22 protein-coding genes are annotated in these 20,599 nt (G+C 68.5%); all 22 read right to left on the reverse strand.

The features are described 5' to 3' along the window. Positions 1 to 82: 82 nt before the first annotated feature. Positions 83 to 946: a siderophore-interacting protein gene (locus ACWDTD_RS12745; protein WP_449747468.1), complete on the reverse strand. Its 864-nt coding sequence runs from the start codon at positions 944 to 946 to the stop codon at positions 83 to 85. Between the two features lie 106 nt (positions 947 to 1,052). Then, positions 1,053 to 2,219 (reverse strand): DNA-processing protein DprA, encoded by a 1,167-nt coding sequence (gene dprA / locus ACWDTD_RS12750; RefSeq protein WP_449747469.1) that lies wholly within the window; start codon positions 2,217 to 2,219, stop codon positions 1,053 to 1,055. Then, a complete protein-coding gene (locus tag ACWDTD_RS12755; RefSeq protein WP_449747470.1) occupies positions 2,216 to 3,727 on the reverse strand; it encodes a YifB family Mg chelatase-like AAA ATPase in 1,512 nt (503 codons plus the stop codon). Before ACWDTD_RS12755 ends, dprA begins: the two co-directional genes overlap by 4 nt. A gap of 10 nt (positions 3,728 to 3,737) precedes the next feature. After that, positions 3,738 to 4,154, reverse strand: a complete 417-nt coding sequence (locus ACWDTD_RS12760; RefSeq protein WP_449747471.1) for a YraN family protein — start codon at positions 4,152 to 4,154, stop codon at positions 3,738 to 3,740. Positions 4,155 to 4,245: 91 nt separating this feature from the next. After that, a complete protein-coding gene (fadD1, locus tag ACWDTD_RS12765) occupies positions 4,246 to 5,880 on the reverse strand; it encodes a fatty-acid--CoA ligase FadD1 (RefSeq protein WP_449747472.1) in 1,635 nt (544 codons plus the stop codon). A gap of 55 nt (positions 5,881 to 5,935) precedes the next feature. Next, a complete protein-coding gene (locus ACWDTD_RS12770; protein ID WP_005176689.1) occupies positions 5,936 to 6,247 on the reverse strand; it encodes a DUF2469 domain-containing protein in 312 nt (103 codons plus the stop codon). Beyond that, a complete protein-coding gene (locus ACWDTD_RS12775; RefSeq protein WP_449747473.1) occupies positions 6,237 to 6,995 on the reverse strand; it encodes a ribonuclease HII in 759 nt (252 codons plus the stop codon). The genes ACWDTD_RS12770 and ACWDTD_RS12775 overlap by 11 nt, the downstream gene beginning before the upstream one ends. A gap of 13 nt (positions 6,996 to 7,008) precedes the next feature. Beyond that, positions 7,009 to 7,872, reverse strand: coding sequence for a signal peptidase I (gene lepB / locus ACWDTD_RS12780; protein WP_449747474.1), 864 nt, complete (start codon positions 7,870 to 7,872; stop codon positions 7,009 to 7,011). 18 nt (positions 7,873 to 7,890) lie between these two features. Continuing rightward, a complete protein-coding gene (gene rplS, locus ACWDTD_RS12785; RefSeq protein WP_449747475.1) occupies positions 7,891 to 8,232 on the reverse strand; it encodes a 50S ribosomal protein L19 in 342 nt (113 codons plus the stop codon). Positions 8,233 to 8,312: 80 nt separating this feature from the next. Next, positions 8,313 to 9,287 carry a hypothetical protein gene (locus tag ACWDTD_RS12790; RefSeq protein ID WP_449747476.1) on the reverse strand — a complete coding sequence of 325 codons (975 nt, stop codon included), beginning with the start codon at positions 9,285 to 9,287 and terminating at the stop codon, positions 8,313 to 8,315. Positions 9,288 to 9,324: 37 nt separating this feature from the next. Then, positions 9,325 to 10,368 (reverse strand): hypothetical protein, encoded by a 1,044-nt coding sequence (locus ACWDTD_RS12795; protein WP_449747477.1) that lies wholly within the window; start codon positions 10,366 to 10,368, stop codon positions 9,325 to 9,327. Then, on the reverse strand, positions 10,358 to 10,699 hold the full coding sequence (locus ACWDTD_RS12800; protein WP_449747478.1) for a hypothetical protein: 342 nt from the start codon (positions 10,697 to 10,699) through the stop codon (positions 10,358 to 10,360). Before ACWDTD_RS12800 ends, ACWDTD_RS12795 begins: the two co-directional genes overlap by 11 nt. Further along, positions 10,692 to 11,048 (reverse strand): YbaB/EbfC family nucleoid-associated protein, encoded by a 357-nt coding sequence (locus tag ACWDTD_RS12805; protein ID WP_449747479.1) that lies wholly within the window; start codon positions 11,046 to 11,048, stop codon positions 10,692 to 10,694. The genes ACWDTD_RS12800 and ACWDTD_RS12805 overlap by 8 nt, the downstream gene beginning before the upstream one ends. A gap of 68 nt (positions 11,049 to 11,116) precedes the next feature. Next, positions 11,117 to 11,821: a tRNA (guanosine(37)-N1)-methyltransferase TrmD gene (gene trmD, locus ACWDTD_RS12810; RefSeq protein WP_449747567.1), complete on the reverse strand. Its 705-nt coding sequence runs from the start codon at positions 11,819 to 11,821 to the stop codon at positions 11,117 to 11,119. 26 nt (positions 11,822 to 11,847) lie between these two features. Continuing rightward, positions 11,848 to 12,372, reverse strand: coding sequence for a ribosome maturation factor RimM (gene rimM / locus ACWDTD_RS12815; protein WP_449747480.1), 525 nt, complete (start codon positions 12,370 to 12,372; stop codon positions 11,848 to 11,850). Positions 12,373 to 12,386: 14 nt separating this feature from the next. Next, positions 12,387 to 12,629 (reverse strand): RNA-binding protein, encoded by a 243-nt coding sequence (locus ACWDTD_RS12820; protein WP_449747481.1) that lies wholly within the window; start codon positions 12,627 to 12,629, stop codon positions 12,387 to 12,389. Continuing rightward, on the reverse strand, positions 12,626 to 13,117 hold the full coding sequence (gene rpsP / locus ACWDTD_RS12825) for a 30S ribosomal protein S16 (protein ID WP_449747482.1): 492 nt from the start codon (positions 13,115 to 13,117) through the stop codon (positions 12,626 to 12,628). The genes ACWDTD_RS12820 and rpsP overlap by 4 nt, the downstream gene beginning before the upstream one ends. A gap of 373 nt (positions 13,118 to 13,490) precedes the next feature. Beyond that, a complete protein-coding gene (locus tag ACWDTD_RS12830) occupies positions 13,491 to 14,597 on the reverse strand; it encodes an amidohydrolase family protein (RefSeq protein ID WP_449747483.1) in 1,107 nt (368 codons plus the stop codon). A gap of 9 nt (positions 14,598 to 14,606) precedes the next feature. Beyond that, entirely contained in the window at positions 14,607 to 16,154 is a 1,548-nt protein-coding gene (gene ffh / locus ACWDTD_RS12835; RefSeq protein ID WP_449747484.1) for a signal recognition particle protein, read from the reverse strand. Positions 16,155 to 16,216: 62 nt separating this feature from the next. Next, a complete protein-coding gene (locus tag ACWDTD_RS12840; protein ID WP_449747485.1) occupies positions 16,217 to 18,853 on the reverse strand; it encodes a [protein-PII] uridylyltransferase in 2,637 nt (878 codons plus the stop codon). Positions 18,854 to 18,862: 9 nt separating this feature from the next. Then, positions 18,863 to 19,201 (reverse strand): P-II family nitrogen regulator, encoded by a 339-nt coding sequence (locus ACWDTD_RS12845; protein WP_449747568.1) that lies wholly within the window; start codon positions 19,199 to 19,201, stop codon positions 18,863 to 18,865. 5 nt (positions 19,202 to 19,206) lie between these two features. Further along, complete coding sequence (locus ACWDTD_RS12850) at positions 19,207 to 20,583, reverse strand: ammonium transporter (RefSeq protein WP_449747569.1); 1,377 nt, start codon at positions 20,581 to 20,583, stop codon at positions 19,207 to 19,209. Between the last annotated feature and the right edge of the window lie 16 nt (positions 20,584 to 20,599).

Below are 20,599 nucleotides of genomic sequence, written 5' to 3' on the forward strand. Positions count from 1 at the left end.
AATCGACGCTGGGCGACAGTGCAACCGCACACGCCCGCCGTTGCCGGATCGTCCCCGAACCGATTCCGCCGTCACGACATGCTCAGCCGGCGACGCCCGCGCCTTCCTCAGCGGCCCGCAGGTCGGCCTTCCACTGTCGGAAGCCCTCCTCGGTGCGGCCGCGACGCCAGTAGCCCGAGATGGATGCGTTGGCCGCACTCACGCCCCGTTCCTTGCGGACGTAGGCGCGCAGATTGTGCATGACCGCCTGCGCCTCACCGTGGATGAAGACTTGGGGTTCACCGTCGAGCCAGTCGGCGCCACGGACCGCGGCGATGATCGGGGCGTTGTCGCCGGCGCGGTCGTCGCCGACCTCGCCCGCCGGCCCGCCGCGATGCACCCAGGTGATGTCGGCACCCGCGGGCGCCTGCAGCGGCACCTCGTCTTCGGGGCCCGCGACCTCGATGAACACCTTCGCCACCGCGTCGGCGGGCAGGGCCTCGACCGCGGCCGCCAGGGCCGGCAGACCGGCCTCATCCGCGGCGAGCAGATGCCACGGCACGCCGGACGCCGGGCGGTATCCGCTGCCCGGACCGAGGAACGACACCGGAGTGCCGGGTTCGACGGACGCCGCCCACGGACCGGCCAGGCCCTCGTCGCCGTGCACGACGAAGTCGATGGCGAGTTCTGAAGCGTCGGTGTCGATCCGGCGGACGGTGTAGGTCCGCAGGACCGGCTGCTGCTCGGGGGGAAGCGAACGCGATGCCCGCGGGTCGAAGTCCTCGGGGACATCGGCACCGTCGGGCATGAAGATGATCTTGACGTACATGTCGGTGTCGCGGTCGGCCGCCGGCGGCAGGGCGGCGGCGAAGTCGTCGAATCCCTCCCCGCCGAGGTAGAGCCGCACCATGTGCGGCGTGATCTGCTCTCGCCGCAGCACCCTCATCGAATTCACGCGTCTGGCCATGAAACCTCCTTCGCCACGAGCATACGCCCGCGAATTAGGGTCACCTAATGAACCGGCTCGTTCGAGGTGCGAACGGACACCGGAAGGTGTTCTGATCCTCTCGTGGTCATGTCCGCCTGCTGAGCCGCCAGCCCGCTGCGTCGCCGACGACGAGACCTTCGATCTCCATCGCTGCCAGTTCGGCACGCACCTCGGGAACCTCGAGTGCCGCCGAGTAGGCGATCTCGCCGATGGTCGCGCTACCGCGGCCGGGGATGGCGTCGTGGACGCGCTGCTGGCGTTCGGTGAGGGCGTCGGTCACACGATCGGGTCCCCGGCCGGGGTCACCGCCGCCGTCGGGTACGGCGAGCGAGATCACGGCCTCGCTACTCGCGACGAGCACGGCCAGGTCGTCGGCGATCAGCCGGTGGCACCCCACCGAGGTGGCCGAGGTGATCGATCCGGGGACCGCACCGACCGGCCTACCGAGCCGACGGGCCCATGCCGCGGTGTTCGCGGCGCCCGACCGACGGCCGGCCTCCACCACGATCACCGCCGAGGAGAGCGCCGCGACGAGCCTGTTGCGAGTGAGGAATCGGTGCTTGGCCGCGGTGGTGCCGGGCGCGTATTCGCTGACCACCGCACCCCTTTCGGCGATCTCGGCCAACAGGCGAGCGTGGCCCGCCGGGTAGTCGCGATCGATCCCACACGCCATCACCGCGAGCGTGGAGCCCTGCGCGGCGAGCGCCGAGCGGTGTGCGGCGCCGTCTATCCCGTAGGCGCCCCCGGAGATGACAGCCCATCCCCCGGTGCACAACTCGGCGGCGAACCGGGCGGCGACGTGTTCGCCGTAGGAGGACGCCGCACGGGAGCCGACCAGTGCGATCGATGCCGCTCCGATGTCATCGAGACGTGCCGGACCACGAACCCACAGGGCCAAGGGCTCTCCCTCGCGTGCCGCTGTCTCGGCCTGCGACAGCGACAACAGCGACCAACCGGGCCACTCGGCGTCGTCGGGTGTCACCAGGCGCGCACCGAGACGGTCGGCAGTCTCCAGATCGGCTGCGGCGGTGTCGGTTCCAGCGCGTGCCGCGGTCAGCTCGAGAACCGACTCGTGACCGGCGGGCACCTGCCGGGCGCGCACCGCAGCGGCAGCGGCCCGCGGCCCGATCGCCGTGACGAGGTCGCGCAGCGGCTCGCACGGCGGCTCGGCCACCGCGGCCAGGTATGCCCACGCCCGCCGGTCACCGTCGTCGACCGTCGACTCCCTTGAGCCGTCCGACAGCGTATTCATCGATATCTCCCCCGATCTCGGTACAGCAGCGCTTGCGCCACCTCGGCTTCGGTGGGGCTCGTGCCCCCGTGCAGGTCGTTGATCGTCCAGGCGACCCGCAGCGCCCGATCTGCCCCGCGCGCAGTCACCCGACCCTCACGCAGATAGATCTCGACCGGCCGCAGCGCCTGCGGAGCGAGCCGGAAGCGTTGCCGCAGAGCAGGTCCCGGCACCTCCGCGTTCGTATGCCAGCCGTGGTCACGCCATCGCGCCATCGCGGCGGCGCGGGCGGCGGCAACCCGCAAACCGATGTCCGCACTCGATTCCTCCGACGGCGTCATCAACGCGGCGTTTCCCGGCGGTTCCATCGCGATACGCAGATCCACACGGTCCATCAGTGGTCCCGACAGCTTGCCGAGATAGCGGCGTCGCTCGATGGCGGTGCACCGGCAGTCGACGTCGTGGGCGGGCGCACAGGCACACGGGTTGGCGGCCAGGACGAGTTGGAACCTGGCCGGGTACCGGGCCACCCCGTCGCGCCTGCTCACCCGTACCTCGCCCTCTTCGAGCGGCTGACGCAGTCCGTCGAGCACCTTGGGCCCCATCTCGGCGCACTCGTCGAGGAACAAGACGCCGCGGTGGGCCAGCGACACCGCGCCCGGGCGGGCCATCCCGGTGCCGCCGCCGAGCAGCGCGGTGGTCGACGTGCTGTGGTGCGGCGCGACGAAAGGCGGCGCGGTGACCAACGGAGTCCCCGGCTGCAGGCGCCCGGCGATCGAGTGGATCGCGGTGACCTCCAACGACTCCTCATCGGTCAGCGGCGGGAGGATGCCGGGCAGCCGTCGGGCGAGCATCGTCTTGCCGATGCCCGGTGGGCCGGTCATGAACACGTGATGTGCTCCGGCAGCAGCGATCTCGAGTGCGTGCCGGGCCTCGGTCTGGCCGACGACGTCGGCCATGTCGGCAACCGGGTCGGCGACGGTGTTGTCGGCGTCGCACACCGTGTCGAGCACCGCGTGGCCGGCCAGCCAGCTCATCACCTCGCCCAGAGTGTGGGCACCGCCGACATCGAGGTCGGTGACCAGCGACGCCTCGCCCACCGACTCGATGGGTACCACCGCCCGAGCGAAGCCCGCCCGGCGTGCCTCGATCAGCGCGGGCAACACGCCACGCACCGGCCGCAACCGGCCGTCGAGGGCCAACTCGCCCATGAACACCGTCGCCGGCAGCTTCGCCGTCTCCACCTCACCCATTGCCGCCAGCACCGACACCGCGAGGGCCAGATCGTGCCCCGAACCACTCTTGGGCAACTGCGCCGGCGCCATGTTCACGGTGACCCTCTTATCCGGAAAGGTCTTGCCCGAGTTGGAAATCGCTGCCCGCACCCGTTCCCGCGCCTCCCGCAGCGACGAATCGACACTGCCCGAGATCGCGAATCCCGGTAGACCCTGACCCAGGCTCGCCTGCACCTCGATCACCTTGGCCTCGAACGCGTTGAGCCCCACCGACTGCGCCTTCCCCAACGACATCGATGACCGCCTACTCGAACACGCCGACGTGATGACGCACCGCGGCGAACTCGACGCGATCGGGATACTTCGTATCGAGTTGCACCGACACCACATCGAACCGGATCGCGGGCCAGAACGTGTCCTGCGAGGCCAGCCACAGCCGGGCCAGCCGACGCATCCGCGAGAGCTTGTCGGGCGTGACCGCGGCCACCGGATCGGAATACGTATGGCTGGCGCGGGTCTTCACCTCGACCACCACCAGCAGCGGCTCGCCCGACGTCGGCGCCGGAGGTACCGCCGCGATCAGATCCAGCTCCCCGTAGCGGCACCGCCAATTGCGTTCCAGCACCGACCATCCCAGGCCACGCACGAACTCCGCGGCCAGGTCCTCACCTAGCTTCGCGATGTGCGCCCGACGGTTCTGCTGTGATGGCTTGCTTCTCATGCCCCCACGATGACCGATCGAGCCACCGATGAGGCCCGCTCAGTCCGCCGTCAACGCCGCTGCTGTGGACCCACCACTGTCTGTGGAGCAATCAGCCGGGCGCGGACACCGACCCTGAGCTCACGGCACCGTCGGCGCGCCGTGTGTAGCTGCGACCACGATCGGCGCGTTCCCACAGCTGCGACGCGCTGCGCAGGCCGTCCGCGGCGAGCTCCCGTTTGAGGATCTTGTTGGTGGCGGTGGTCGGCAGATCCGATTCCACCCGAACCCATTTCGGCCACGCCTTGGTCGACAGATCCTCCTGGTCGGCAAGGAATTCGGCGAAGCCGGCCGGATCGAGCCCACCGGGGTCGCGCGGCACCAGAGCGGCGACCATCGCGTCGCCGACCCGCCGGTCGGGCACGGCGTAGACCGCGACCCGGCTCACCGCGGGATGACGCATCAGGACTCGCTCCACCGGGCCTGCGGCGATGTTCTCACCGTCGATGCGCATCCAGTCGGCGGTGCGTCCGGCCAGATAGATCCACCCGTCGGTGTCGCGGTAGGCCAGATCGCCCGACCAGTACATCCCGTCGTGCATCCGCTCGGCGGTCGCCGCGTCGTCGTTGTAGTAGCCTGCGAACACACCCGCACCGTGGGTGTTGACCAACTCGCCGATCGCATCCTCGGGATTGCTCAGCGCCCCATGGGAATCGAAGACGGCGGGCGCACATTCGGTCATCGTCTCCGCATGGTAGACGGCCACTCCGGGCAGTCCGAGGCCGATCGATCCGGGTGGCGTGCCGGGTTCCCGGCGCACCACGATGGCATTCTCGGTGGACCCGAACGCGTCGAGCACGAACACCCCGAAGCGCTCGGCGAACTCGGCGATGTCCCGGTCGGATGCCTCGTTGCCGAACGCGACACGCAGCGAATTGTCGGCGTCGTCGGGTCGCCGTTCGGTGGCGAGGATATAGGCCAGCGGTTTGCCGACGTAGTTCATGTAGGTGATGCCGAAGCGGCGTACGTCGTCGATGAATCGGGACGCGGAGAACGCGGCCGGCACCATTGCCGCGCCGGCGACCGCGGCAACCGCCCAACCGGCGGCCACCGCATTCGAATGGAACAGCGGCATCGACAGGTAGCACACGTCGTCGGCGGTGACACCGAGCTTGCCGGCGATCACCTGCGCTCCCATCAAGGGCATCATGTGCGCCACCCGGACGGCCTTCGGGTCGCCGCTGGTGCCGGAGGTGAAGATCAGCATGAAGGTGTCGGTGGGACTCACCTCGCACCGCGGTGTCAACGGCGGTGCGCCGATACACGTTTCACGCCAACCGGTTTCGGGGTCGTCGACATCGATCACCGACACCCCGGGCAGGTCGAGTCCGTCGAGCAGCCCGCGTCCCTCGGCGTTGACGAGCAGAATCGTGACGTCGGCGAGCGTGATGTCACGGGCCAGCGCGCTGCCGCGCCGCGTCGTGTTGATCCCGCACAGCACGAATCCGCCGAGCGCGGCCGCGGCCATGGCGACGAGCATGTCGGCGGTGTTGCCCAACATCACCCCGACATGCACACGGCGAACATCGTCGGCCGACGAGAGCAGCGCCGACGCCCAGCGCGACGCCTCCTCGACATACGCGCGCCACGAGAGTTCACGGTCGGCGGTGATCACGGCGGGCCGGTCGGAGTCGGCGCGCAGGCGCAGCAACTCCTGCAGCGTCTGCACAGGTTCGGGAGTGGTCACCGTCGGGAGTGTACGGCCGGCACCGCCCACCGCGGACCGGGTTCGGACGAACGGCCTACGGCTCGTCGGGTAGCCGCAGTTCGGGCTTCTCGAGTTCCTCGATGTTGACGTCCTTGAAGGTGATCACCCGCACCTGCTTGACGAACCGGGCCGGCCGGTACATGTCCCACACCCAGGCGTCGCTCATCCGGAGTTCGAAATAGACTTCGCCGTCGGTGTTGCGGGGCACCATCTCCACCGCGTTCGCCAGATAGAAGCGCCGCTCGGTCTCCACCACATAGGTGAACTGGCCGACGATGTCCTTGTATTCGCGGTACAGGGACAACTCCATCTCGGTTTCGTACTTCTCGAGATCTTCAGCGCTCATTCGGTAAGCCTATCGCGGTCAGGTTTGTGCTGGTGGGTGCGCCGTCACGGCGCCGGGAAGCGACGTTGCGGTACGACATGCGGTGTTGGGAGGACGGTCCGTGCGCGTCGATGCACGTCATGTGGTGCGCGGTGCTGTACCCCTTGTGAATCGCGAAATCGTACCCGGGCAGCTCGGCGTCCATGGCCACCATGATGCGGTCGCGGGTGACCTTCGCGAGGATGCTGGCCGCGGCGATACAGGCCGCCGATCCGTCGCCGCCGATCACTGGCAGCGAGGGCACGGTGAGCCCCGGCACGACGAATCCGTCGGACAGCACGTAGCCGGGCGTCATGTCGAGGCGTGCGACGGCACGCCGCATGCCCTCGATATTGGCGACGTGGATGCCGATCCGGTCGATCTCGGCTGCCTCGATGATCACCACCGACCAGCTCAGCGCGTACTTGGTGATCGCCCGATACAAGGTCTCCCTGGTCTGTTCGGACAGACGTTTGGAGTCATCGAGATCGGCGAGCGACACGAGTTGGGTGGGTTTGAGGACGCAGGCGGCCACCACGAGGGGGCCCGCACATGCGCCCCTGCCCGCCTCGTCGACACCGGCGACAGGTCCCAGTCCGCTGCGGTCGAGCGCGAATTCATAGGTGCGCAGACTTGCCGCGCGCCGCACCGGGAACCGCGGTGGCCATCGAGACGTCCGAGTCGTCCCAGACGGACTCGACCCAGACCGACTCTTCCGAGCCTGACTCATCCGAGCCGTCCCGTCACCGTTGCGGGTTGACCGAGCCGACACCGCCGATCCGGGAGAACGGATAGATCACCCACAGCACCCGACCGCGGATGTCGCTGACCGGCACCGTGCCCTGATACTCGTCGCCCACGTGATAGCGGGAATCCGCAGAGTACTCACGGTTGTCCCCCATCACCCAGACGTTGCCGTCGGGCACCTTGATGGGGCCGAAATCCTCGCCGTAGCAGCTCGTCACCTGACCGTCGGGAGATGCCGACTCGCCGTCCGCGACATCGCGGGCCTGCAGCGACTTGTCGATGTACGGCTCGTGCAGGGGCTTGCCGTCGACCTTCACGCCGACACCCTCGGAGTTGCGGCACTCCACGGTCTGACCGCCGGTCGCGATCACACGCTTGACCAGATCGTTCTCATCGGGCGGCGCGAAACCGAACCACGAGAGCCCGTTCTGCAGGGAGCGGATCGCGGGATTGTCCGAGCGTGGGGACTGCCAGTCGCCGTCCCACGACGAGGTGGGCGCCTTGAAAACGACGACGTCGCCGGGCTGTGGATCACCGAAGCGATACGCGAGTTTGTCGATGACGATGCGGTCGTTGGTGCAGCCCTGACAGCCGATCAGGGTGGGTTCCATCGACTCCGACGGGATGACGTACTGCCGGGCGATGAAGGTCTGCAGAATCCACGTGACCAGCAGGACGCAGGCGAGGATGATGACGGTTTCCCGCAGCAGCGAACCGCGTTTTCTCTCGGGTTCGTCGTCCTTGCTCCGCCACGGTCGATCGCTCGACCCGGTCTCCGCGTCGTTCGTGGTGTCGGACCGGTCTGGGGTGTCGGACCGATCCGCGGTCTCGGATTCGTCGCCGGGGTTGTCGGGTGCCACGTCGTCAGATTAGACGCGTCAGCGCTTTTCCTTGATCTTGGCCGCCTTGCCGCGCAGGTCGCGCAGGTAGTACAGCTTGGCGCGACGGACGTCACCGCGGGTGATCACGTCGATCTTGGCGATGGTGGGGCTGTGCACCGGGAAGGTGCGCTCCACGCCGACGCCGAAGGACACCTTGCGCACCGTGAAGGTCTCGCGGATGCCACCGCCCTGGCGGCGGATGACAACACCCTTGAACACCTGGACACGCTCCTTGGAGCCCTCGATCACCTTGACGTGAACGTCGAGGGTGTCGCCGGGGCCGAAGTCGGGGATGTCGTCGCGCAGCGACTGCTTGTCGAGGAAGTCGAGGGTGTTCATGGTGGTGGTCCTTGTCTGGTTAACGTGAACAGAGGAACCTGGCGGCCCCGCAACCAGGCCGCCAGGGATGTCCCGACAGCTCAGGCGTGGGGTTCGACCGGTTCATGCTCCGAGTCGTTGTGTGTGCCGTCGTGCGTGGGCGCCAATGCGGCGCCGTCGCCAGGCAACCCCACTATTGTGCCAGACAGACCCCGGCGCGGCGAAATCGCTGGTGGCGGCGGCGCCGGGTGCACCATCTGGTCGAGGCGATCCTCGGTGGCGGCGCGCACATGCGGGAGGCTTTCCGGCCGTCCAGCGACGAGGTCCTGCACGAACACGAGAGTGCGCACGAAGGGCCGACGCAGGCGTCTTTCCCGGAGCAACGCGCGTTCCATCTTGCGCGGATTGGACGTGTAGCGCCAGCGCGCCCACGGCGAATCGGGCCTGGCCAACCGGAGCACGCCGACCACCAGCAGCGGCCAGGCGAAGATGCCGATCAGACCCGTCCACACCTTGCCCTTGAGCATCACGATCAGCGCGAGCGCCAGGTTGAGCGCACCGGAGAGCAGGTCGATCACCAGTGGAGAATGCCCCCGTACGTCACTGACCGCATCGAAGTAGAGGTCGAGGGGCCGAAACCCCATCACGAGCATGCCGGTGGCCGCGATCGCGATGAACACCGCGTCCACCGAGGTCCGCCCTTCGCGACTCCAGTACACGTCGCGTAGGTAGAAGATCAGCGCGAACTCGTCGAGGACGAGTGCCGCGCCGACACCGAACAGTCCGGCCAACACCGACAACACGGCCTGGTCACCGGTGACCGACACCGCGATGAGTCCCAGCCCCGACAGCAGGGTGAGCAGCACGCCGAACACCATGTGGTGGATGTGGACGTCACCGGTGGTCACATTCGAGAACCACCACCGCACACGTGCCCGGATCAGGCGCACGCTGACACGGATGCCGACGAATCCGATGATGAGTCCGCAGAAGAACACCAGCAACGGCAGTCGCCCGCGATCGATGATGTCGTTGGTCATCCACTCCGAGGCTCGGTGCGAGAGCCAGTGGTGCATGTGATCAGGATAATTGCGGGGCGCGGATGCAGCCAGGTCAGGCGCGCGCCGGATGGGGTGCGTCGGCGTCGATACCGTCGGCGGCCAACACCGACCGCACATGCGGTGGCATCGGCGTCGACGCGCCGATCGCCAGCGTCGCCACCGCCGACGCTTCGAAATGGGCCACCACCGCGAGTTCGGGTTCCTGTCCGTCGGCGGTGAGGCCTTCGTGTGCGCCGATGGCGAACCCGGGCCGCTGATAGGGCTGGGGATCGCTCGTGGCGACCACGATCTGCCGGTCACCCCCGACCTTCTCGCCCACGCCCACCGCCACCCGCAGCCAGTCGCGGACCGGAGTGGGCAACGATGCGTGCAGCGCGATGGCGCGCGCGACGAGGTGCCGCGGGTCGACGGTCCCGGCGCCACCGGCCCCCGTGCCGATTGTCCCGCGGGCCCCCGACCCCAGCGCGCCACCGAGTGCGGCGCCGCCCATCGCGCCCAGTCCGCCCATGGCTCCCATCGGCATGTAGCCGCTGGTGGCCGCCTGACCCTGCGGGTCGTCGGAGTGATGTTCGCCGGGACGCCCGGCGTCGCGCGCCTGCTCGACGTATCCGTCGCCGGCTGCGCTGAGTGCATAGCGACCGGTGCTCGCCGCCATCACGGCGGCAGAGTCGTCGCCCAGCGCCGCCGACACCTCACCCACGAGTCGGTCGCGGTCGGCGATCGCGGTGATCACCGACATCTCGTTGTGCGCGGCGGTACTCGCAGCCGCGTACGTCTCGAGCGCGTCAGCAGCTGCCGCGAGCCGAATGGCCGCCGCACGCACGGCACCGGCGTCGGAACCGAGATGACTTCCGGCCGTGACCATCTCGTCGTGAAATCGCCCGGCCCCCTCGACGCCGTGGTGGGCGGTGACGATGTCGGCGGCTATTGCACCCAGTTCCGATGCCCGCGCACGCAACCCGTGCGCGCAGTCGAGCAGCGATCCGACATCGGCGGTGGGCCACACATCGGGCGCCAGCGTCCGGACCAGACGGCTCAGCTCGTCGGGGACCGCAAGCGTCGGCGGGGTCGGGATGCGGGCACGCTCAGCGGTCATCATCGCCCCCGAAATCGAGCGCCGAACGCTCGTCGGCGTCGCAGATCGACGTCGACGCCCGGCGTATGCGGGCCGAGTGCTGCCCCAGCAGTTGCGCGGCATCATCCACACCACGCAGGCAGCCGGCGGCCGTGACACCGAACCCGGCGCGGAACGCCGCGGCAGCCGGCCCGTCGCCGAGCGCGGCGTCGGCCGTGGCGAGCAGTTGTGCCACCTCGTCGGCGACATCGGTGAGGCGGTCCTCCGCGGTGGTCAGGCCGCGCAGCAGCTCGGTGGTGTCGTGCAGGTTCATCTCCATCGCGGGCCCGGTCGCCGGGCGTTCCTCACGCATCCCGGCGCACCTTTTCGGTGCGCGAGCGATCGGTCGGGTGGATGTCGGCGATCTGCGGGCCGAGGTGCCCGATGTCCTCTCGCAGCCGGTCACGACGTTCACGCAGGCCCGCGTCCGCCTCGGCGACGAGGCCGGTGATGGTCTCCGACAACGTGTCGGCGCGGTAGCGGCGCACGGCGGCCGGAGTCACCGTGAGATCGATGAGCAGTCCGCGCGCATTGACGGTCACCGAGATCAAGCGGTCGGCGCTCGTCGCGGTGGCGGTGAGACGGGCCAGTTCGGCGTTGACCCGCGTGAGTTCGGCGCGTTGCCGGCGGAGGTCGTCGAGCATCCGTGTCCAGCGATCCATACCTGCGTCGCTCCCTCCCCGAAGTGGACAAGATCATATCCGGTGCGGCGGCGGCCGGAACTCACTCATCAACACCCCGGAGATCGGTCGGTCTCCTCCCCCAACAGATCGGGACGTCGGGCTCGAGTGCGTGCGACCGCCTCGTCATGACGCCAGGCCGCGATCCGCGCGTGGTCGCCGCTGAGCAGCACCGAGGGCACCCGCAGGCCCCGCCACTGCTCGGGCCGCGTGTAGCTCGGGCCCTCCAGCAGTCCGTCGGAGAATGAATCCTCTTGGTGGGAGCGCGGATTGCCCAGCACGCCGGGGATCAGGCGGACGGTGGCCTCGATCATCGCCATGGCCGCGGCCTCACCGCCGATGAGAACGAAGTCGCCGAGGGACACCTCTTCGACCCGCATCCGGCGGGCGGCGTCGTCGAAGACCCGCTGATCGATGCCCTCGTACCGTCCGCAGGCGAAGACGAGGTGGCGTTCGGTACTCCAGCGTTGCGCAGTTGCCTGCCGAAACGGCACCCCGGCGGGCGAGGGCACCACCAGCAGGGTCTGCTCGTCACAGACGTCGTCGAGGCAGGGTCCCCACACCTGCGGTTTCATCACCATGCCCGGTCCCCCGCCGTACGGCGAGTCGTCGACGGCGCGGTGCACGTCGTGGGTCCAGTCACGCAGGTCGTGTACCGACAGTTCGATGGCACCCTTGTCGATAGCCTTGCCCAGCAAGGCAATTCGCAGAGGTTCGAGGTACTCGGGAAAGATGGACACGACGTCGATGCGCATCGGTCCCGCCGCATCTGCCGATGCCGTCATTGCGTCTGCTCGTCGAGCAGTCCGGCAGGCGGATCGATGACGATGCCGTCGGCGCCCACCGTCGGCACGATCTCACGCACGAACGGGACCAGCACCTCGCGCCCCTCCTCGGTGCGCACGGCCAGCACGTCGTGGGCGGGCAGATGCAGCACCGACGACACCCGGCCCACCGGGTCGCCGCCAACCGTGCGCACCTCGAGCCCCTCGAGCTCGTGGTCGTAGAACTCGTCGGGATTGCCACCCGAGTCCACGCTGTCGCTGTCGATCACGAACAGGGTGCCGCGCAGGGCGTCGGCAGCCGCGCGGTCGGACACCTCGGCCAGAGACAGCAACAGCCGCCCGGAGTGATTCCGGGCGGCTGTCACGGTGAAGGATCGGTCGGCGTCGTCGCCGCGCGGCGCACGGGCACGCAGCACGGTACCCACCGCGAAGCGTTGCGCCGGTTCGTCGGTACGGACGTCGACGACCATCTCGCCGCGCACGCCGTGCGATTTCGCGACACGTCCTACCACGAGATCCATCGTGGGAGTGTGGCTCAGCGGTCGGTGTCGACGATGTCCACGCGCATGCCCCGGCCGCCGATACCGGCGACGAGGGTGCGCAGTGCGGTGGCGGTGCGGCCGTTGCGGCCGATCACCTTGCCGAGATCCTCGGGGTTGACGTGCACCTCGACGAGGCCCCCGCGACGGCCGGTGATCAGCTCCACTCGCACGTCGTCGGGGTTGGCGACGATCCCGCGGACGAGGTGTTCGACGGCGTCGGCGACGACTGCGCTCACGCCTGGTCCTCGGCGACCGCCTCGGCGACCGCCTTCGACTCGGGCTCGGCCGGCGCTTCGTCGACGACCGGGGTGGCCTCGGCGGGTGCGTCGGCCTTCTTGGTGGCCTTCTTCTTCGGGGTGGTCGCCTCGGCGACCGGCTCGCTGTCGGCGGCGACCAGGGCCGCGTTGAACAGATCGAGCTTCGACGGCTTGGGCTCGCGCGCCTTCAGGGTGCCCTCGGCACCGGGCAGTCCCTTGAACTTCTGCCAGTCACCGGTGACCTTCAGGATGGCCGCGACCGGTTCGGTGGGCTGGGCGCCGACACCGAGCCAGTACTGGGCACGGTGGGAGTCCACCTCGATCAGGCTGGGCTCTTCCTTCGGGTGGTACTTGCCGATGGTCTCGATGACCCGGCCGTTGCGGCGGGTGCGCGAGTCGGCGACGACGATGCGGTACTGCGGGTTGCGGATCTTGCCGAGCCGCGTGAGTTTGATCTTGACAGCCATGAGGTACTTCAACTTTCCATTGGTCACTGCGCAATTCGGCGGCCCACCCAGAGATGGTGGGCCCGGTTTTGCGACGTTGTTCGGTGTGACCGTCGGTCGGTACGTAACCGGGTCCGACGAACCGACAGCCCATTCTGCCAGATGGGCGGGCCGCGACGGAAATCCCGCGGCGATCGGCCCCGGCATTGAACCGCGAGCCGGGGCTCGGTCGGCATGGGTTGCCCCACCCCACGAAAGGCAACCCACGCCGACCGTCACTCCCAGTCGCCACCCGCAGATGCGAGTGCAACGCAAATGACACCTTACTACTGGGTAACTTGCGCGACCAATCCCATGGAAGTGGCGTGGGTCACATCCTTGGGTGACGCGGCACTCATTCGATCGGGTGACCCGAGCACACCACGTGACGCGGTCGGCGCAATGTGGCGGGTTCGCACCGCGGGTCGGCGTCGAGGACAAGGAAGTCGGCCGGATCGCCATGCTCGAGCAGTCCGGCGCCGAGCCATCGTCGCGGCGCCACCGTGGCGGCTGCGAGCGCACCGCTCATCCCGAATCCGATCTGCGCGAGTCGTTCCACTTCATCGACGATGCGACCGTGCGCGACGAACCCTCCCGCATCGGTACCCGCGAAGATCGCGACGCCGGCCTCCCGGGCGGCGGCGAAGGTGTCCGCGGCGGTGTCGTAGAGCTTGCGCATGTGCGCGGCATAGGTCGGGAAACGATCGGCGCCGGCGGCGATCTCCGGAAAGTTGTCCACCTGGATCAGCGTGGGCACCAACGCGATCGACCTCGACGCCATGGCGTCGAGGTGGTCGGGGCTCAGTCCCGTCCCGTGCTCGATACAGTCGACCCCGGCGTCGATCAGGTCATCGAGGGCGTCACCGCCGAACACGTGCGCGGTGATCCGTGCGCCGGCGCGATGCGCTGCGGCGACCGCGGCATCGAGTTGGGTTCGGGTCCACAGCGGCGCGAGATCTCCCACCTCCCGATCGATCCAGTCGCCGACGATCTTCACCCAGCCATCCCCGGCGGCAGCCTGGCGGGACACCTCCGCGGGCAACTCGTCGGGATCGGTGAGGTCGACGCCGTAATCGCGCAGGTAGCGTTTCGGCCGTGCGATGTGTTTGCCCGCCCTGATGAACTTGGGGCAGGTGGGATCGGCGTCGAGCGGATGGGTGTCCAGCGGCGAGCCGACCTCGCGGATCAGTAGGGCGCCGGCGCGCACGTCGGCCTGCGCGAATCGCCGCGCCCGCTCGATGTCGACGCCGAGACCCGGTGCGATGCCGACATGATTGTGGGCGTCGACCAATCCGGGAATGATCCAGCCGTCAGCGCACACCGTGGTGGCATGGGCCACCGGTTCGCGTGAGATCCGTTCACCCACCACCCACAGCTCGACGGATTCGTCGGTCAGCGGATCGCGTCCGCGGTAGTGGCGCACGTCGGAATCGGTCGGCTCGAGCCGCGAAGAGACTGGCACCGGTGCCGGCTACTTCTTCTTCGGTTGCTGGAACTGCGAGACGTCGATGCCCTCGAGGCCCGGTGGCAGCTGGTCGAGGCCCGCGGGCATACCCGACAGATCGGGGAAACCGCCCGGCATGCCGGGGAATCCGCCCCGGACCTTCGGCGGAGTGGGACCACGTCCCTTGCCCTTCTTGCCCTTGCCCTTCTTGCGGTTGTTCTTGCGGCCGCCGCCCATGCCCATCCGTCCGGACATCTGCGCCATCATCTTGCGGGCCTCGAAGAACCGGTCGACGAGCTGGTTGACCTCGCTGACCGTCACCCCCGAGCCGTTGGCGATCCGCAGCCGCCGCGAGGCATTGATGATCTTCGGGTTGTCCCGTTCGGCCGGGGTCATACCGCGGATGATGGCCTGCACCCGGTCGAGTTGTTTGTCGTCGACCTGCGAGAGCGCGTCCTTCATCTGGTTGGCACCGGGCAGCATGCCCAGGATGTTGCCGATGGGGCCCATCCGCCGCAGCATCTGCATCTGCTCGAGGAAATCCTCGAGGGTCAACTCCCCCTGGCTGATCTTCTGCGCGGCAGCCTCGGCCTGCTGGGCGTCCCAGTGCTGCTCGGCCTGCTCGATGAGGCTGAGCACATCGCCCATGCCGAGGATGCGACTGGCCATGCGGTCGGGGTGGAAAACGTCGAAGTCCTCGAGCTTCTCGCCCGACGACGCGAACATGATGGGCTGACCGGTGACCTCTCGTACCGAGAGCGCCGCACCACCGCGGGCATCACCGTCGAGTTTGGTCAGCACCACGCCGGTGAATCCGACGCCCTCGGCGAAGGCCTCTGCGGTGGTGACCGCATCCTGTCCGATCATGGCGTCCACGACGAAGAGCACCTCGTCGGGTGCGGTCGCGTCTCGGATGTCGGCGGCCTGGCTCATCAGCTCGGCATCGATGCCCAACCGGCCGGCGGTGTCGATCACCACAACGTCGTAGTGCTGATCGCGCGCCTGCTGCACACCGCTGCGGGCCACTGCGACCGGATCGCCGTGGCTCACGGTGCCGAGTTCACCGGTCTGCCCGATGCTGGTGCCCGGGTCGGGTGCGTACACCGGGACACCGGCCCGCTCACCGACGATCTGGAGCTGGGTGACGGCTCCGGGGCGCTGCAGGTCGCAGGCAACCAGCAACGGGGTGTGTCCCTGCTGCTTGAGCCAGTGTCCGAGCTTGCCCGCGAGCGTCGTCTTTCCGGCGCCCTGCAGACCCGCGAGCATGATGACCGTCGGCGGGGTCTTGGCGAACCGGATACGCCGGGTCTCCCCGCCGAGAATCCCGACGAGTTCGTCGTTGACGATCTTGACGACCTGCTGGGCCGGGTTGAGCGCCCCCGACACCTCGGCGCCCTTCGCCCGCTCCTTGACCCGCGAGATGAATGCGCGGACGACGGGCAGCGATACGTCGGCCTCGAGCAGCGCGAGGCGGATCTCACGGGCGGTGCGGTCGATGTCGGCGTCGGAGAGGCGTCCTTTACCGCGCAGGTCCTTCAGCGCACCGGTCAACCGATCGGAGAGGGAATCGAACATTCCCCCAGTGTCCCACGTCGCGGCCCGGGGTCTCCCGTCCGGTCGGTGGGCAATCCGGGCCGTCAGCTGATCGGCACACCCGAACGTCCGGTACCGCCGAAACTCGCCGGACCCGGACCGTCGCCGGAATCGTCGCTGCGTGGCTGCGGGGGCGGACACACCGCGATGACGTCGTCGGCGAGCCGGGTGCGTGCCTCGGGTGTGTCATCGGGCAACCGCAGGCAGAAACTGTCCACCACGGTGCCACCGAGCGTGGTGACCTTCGCCCACCTGATGTCGGCTCCGTGCCGCTCGATCACCGCGCTGACCCGGCTGAGCAGGCCGAGACGATCGTCGGTACGCAACTCCATGAGCACATCCCCGTCGCCGGGTGCCTCGGCCCACAGCACCCGAGGCGGAGCGATCGCGAACAGCGCCGGTACGGCATTGCGGGTCTGCCCCGTGCCGGCGAAGTCGGGGTCGGCGTCTTCCGGAGTGTTCGACGCATCCGAACCCGGCGTGGTGGCGACGGTGCCGATGGTCGGGATCGGGGAATTGCGTTCGCGGGTGTCGAGGCGATCGAGCACGTCGATCTTTCCCTCCACCGCCGCGATCAGCTGCTGACGGATCAATCCCGACTCGGGGGGATCACCGAACATGGGCACCACCACGAAGGTGTTGACCGCCCGGGTTTCCCCGTCGGTGGCGAGGTGGCTCTGCACGGTGGCCGAGTGTGACCGCAATCCGTTGAGTGCGACCACGCCTGCCATCTTCGACAGCAGTCCGGGACGGTCGGGTGCCACCATGACGAGGGTGAAGGTGTGCGGCCCGTCGCCCTGCGTCAGCCGAACCGCGAACCGGTCGGTCTCGGCGAGGTCGATCGCTTCGGGGCTCAGCGGGTCCGGGACGGCAAGCTCTCCGCCGTCGATGAGCCGCATCGCGCGCCGCACCAACTCGCTGATCAGCGACGCCTTCCACTCCCCCCACACCCCGGGACCGGTGGCCAGCGAGTCCGCCTCGGCGAGGGTGGCGAGCAGCTCCAGCAGCACCCGGTCGTGGCCCAGGGTCTCGACGAGTTCGCGCGCCGTGGCCGGATCGTCGAGGTCACGCCGGGTGGCGACCGTCGGCAGCAACAAATGGTGACGCACCATCTGCGACAGCGTCGCGACATCGTCGGGCCACAGACCGAATCGGTTGCCCACCTGGATCGCGAGGTCGGCGCCGACGATGCTGTGGTCGGCGCCGCGACCCTTGCCGAGGTCGTGGATCAGCGCGCCGAGAACGAGCAGGTCGGGCCGCGACACCCGGGTGGTCATCGAGCTGGCGTAGGCGGCCGCCTCCACCATGTGACGGTCCACGGTCCAGGTGTGGATGGCGTCGCGGGGCGGGAGGTCGCGCACCGCGCCCCACTCGGGCAACAAGCGCCCCCACAGGCCGGTACGGTCGAGCGCCTCGATGGGGGCGATCATGTGGTGGCCCGCGCCGAGTAGCACCAGCAGGTCGCTGAGCGCCTCCGCGGGCCACGGTTCACGCAGTTCGGGTGCGTAGTCGGCCAGACGTGAGAGGGTTGCGGCGCTGATCGGCAGGCCGGTGCGCGCCGACGCCGAGGCGACGCGCAGTATGAGACCGGGATCCTTGCTCGGAATCGCGTTGCGCGCCAACACGATCTCCCCGTTGTGCTCGACCACTCCCTCGTCGAGGGGTCGACGGATGGGTGACCGGCGAAGGCGCGCGAGCCCGCGTCGGGGCAGCGCGTTTCCGGCGGTGCGCAGGCCGACGTCGGTGGAATAGCTGATGGTGCGGGCGGCGTCGCTGATCACGCGGGCGAGGTCGAAGCGGTCACCGATCCGCAGCGCGGCACCGATCTCGTCGGCATCCTGCGCCTGGACCTGTTCACGTGGCCGGCCGGCGATCCGATGCAGTTCGGTACGGATATCCAGCAATCGACCGTAGGCGATCTGTGGACCCGCGCCGGGTGAATCCGGTCGCAGGCTGGCCATGCCGTCGGTGAGTTGCGCAATTGCCAACGCGCCCAACAGTTGTACGTCGCGCAGACCGCCGCGGCCGTTCTTGAGGTCGGGCTCGGCCCGGTGCGCGATATCCCCGGCGCGACGCCACCGGTCCTGCGCACCGGTGACGAGTTCCGCGAACCGATGCCGGATGTCGTTGCGCCACTGCTGGCGGATGCCGCCGATCAGCAGCGACGACAGGTCCTCGTCGCCGGCGATGTGCCTGGCCTCGAGCAGACCGAGGGCAGCGGTGATGTCGGTGGCCGCGACCTGCAGCGCCTGCGGCACCGTGCGCACGCTGTGATCGAGGGCGATGTTGGCGTCCCACAACGGATACCAGAGGCCATCGGCCACCTCCGACACACGTTCGGGCGGGAGGTCGTCGTGCAGCAGGATGAGGTCGAGGTCGGAGTACGGCAGGAGTTCACCGCGACCGAGACCACCCACCGCGACGATGGCGAGCCCACTGTCGGGTCGAATGCCGAGTTCGGCTCCCTTGCTGGTCAGCCAGAACTCGTGGAGATCCACCAGGACCTGACGCAGTCCCGCGGCATCTAGACGCCCACTCCCGGAGGCGTCGGTGAGTTGCCGGCGCGTACGTGCGAGGTCCGTCGCGGCCACGGGGGCCGCCGGTGGCACGGAGGAAGAGTGTGGCCCCGCGCCCGACTTGTCGTCAGGGGCGGGGCCACGCTCAGGATTCACGAAGGGCACGGGACCTCGTCAGAGCGCGTCGCCGCCGCGCTCGCCGGTTCGGACGCGCACGACCGTATCGACGGGCGAGACCCACACCTTTCCGTCACCGATCTTGCCGGTACGCGCGGCTTCCACGATGACGTCGACCACCTTGTCGACCGAGGCGTCGTCGACCACGACCTCGACCCGCACCTTCGGCACGAAGTCGACCGAGTATTCGGCGCCGCGATACACCTCGGTGTGACCCTTCTGGCGGCCGTAGCCCTGGACCTCACTGACGGTCATGCCGAGGATTCCGGCCTGCTCGAGACCTGCCTTGACATCCTCGAGCGTGAACGGCTTGACGATTGCGGTGATGAGCTTCACTTGGATCATGCCTCCTTGCCGAGGGCGACACCGGACTGGCTGAGAGCGCTTCCGGTACCGATCGGTGCGAAATCGTATGCGGACTCTGCGTGCTGCGACTCGTCGAGGCCGGCAGCCTCATCCTGCGGCTCTGCGCGCAGGCCGATGGTGAACTTCAGCACAAGCGCAATTATGGCAGTCGCGACGGCCGAGTAACCGAGGACCGCGAACGCGCCCACGGCCTGGCGCCACAACTGGTCCCAACCGCCGCCGTAGAACAGACCGGACACGGCTGCCGGTGCGGAATCGGTGGCCAGGAAACCGATCAGCAGGGTTCCCAGCAGACCGCCGACCATGTGGACGCCGACGACGTCGAGTGCGTCGTCGTAACCCAGCTTGTACTTGAGGCCGACCGCCAGCGCGCAGACGATGCCGGCCAGCGCGCCGATGATCAGTGCGCCCAGGACGTTCACCGAGGAACAGGACGGGGTGATCGCGACGAGCCCGGCGACGATACCCGACGCCGCACCGAGGCTCGTGGCGTGTCCGTCACGGATTCGTTCGGTGAGCAGCCAGCCCAGCATGGCCGTGCCGGTCGCGATGGTCGTGGTCATGAAGGTCGAGGCCGCGATTCCGTTTGCCGACGTGGCCGAACCGGCGTTGAAGCCGTACCAGCCGAACCACAACAGTCCCGCGCCGAGCATGGTGAACGGCAGGTTGTGCGGCCGCATCGGGGTGCCCGGCCAGCCCTTGCGCTTGCCGAGGAACAGCACGAGTATCAGGCCCGCCACACCGGAGTTGATGTGCACGGCAGTACCACCGGCGAAGTCGATGGCCTTGAGACTGTTGGCGATCCAGCCGCCCTTCTCCGCGGTGACACCGTCGAAGGAGAACACCCAGTGTGCCACCGGGAAGTAGACGATGGTCGACCAGATGATGGTGAAAGCGAACCACGCGCTGAACTTCATGCGGTCGGCCACCGCGCCCGAGACCAGGGCGACGGTGATGATCGCGAACATCAATTGGAAGGCCACGAAGACCAGAGCGGGAAGAGTGCCGACCAGCGGGATGTTCACCGCGTCGGCTGCCTCGGTTCCCGTCGCCGCGTCCGCGGCCACGGCGGCAGAGCCGTTACCCGAGATCAATCCCTTGAGTCCGAAGAACTCACTCGGGTCGCCGACCACACCGCCCTTGTCGTTGCCGAAGGCCAGCGAGTATCCGTAAATCGACCAGAGCACCGTCACGACGCCCATGGAGACGGCGCTCATCATGATGGTGTTGAGGACGTTCTTGGAGCGGACCATGCCGCCGTAGAAGAACGCCAAACCTGGCAGGGTCATACACAAGACCAGCGCGGAGCTGGCCAGCATCCAGGCGGTGTCACCGGTATCGGGCACACCCATCGTGGGGAAATCCGCC

The organism is Gordonia sp. NPDC003425, assembly GCF_053588635.1.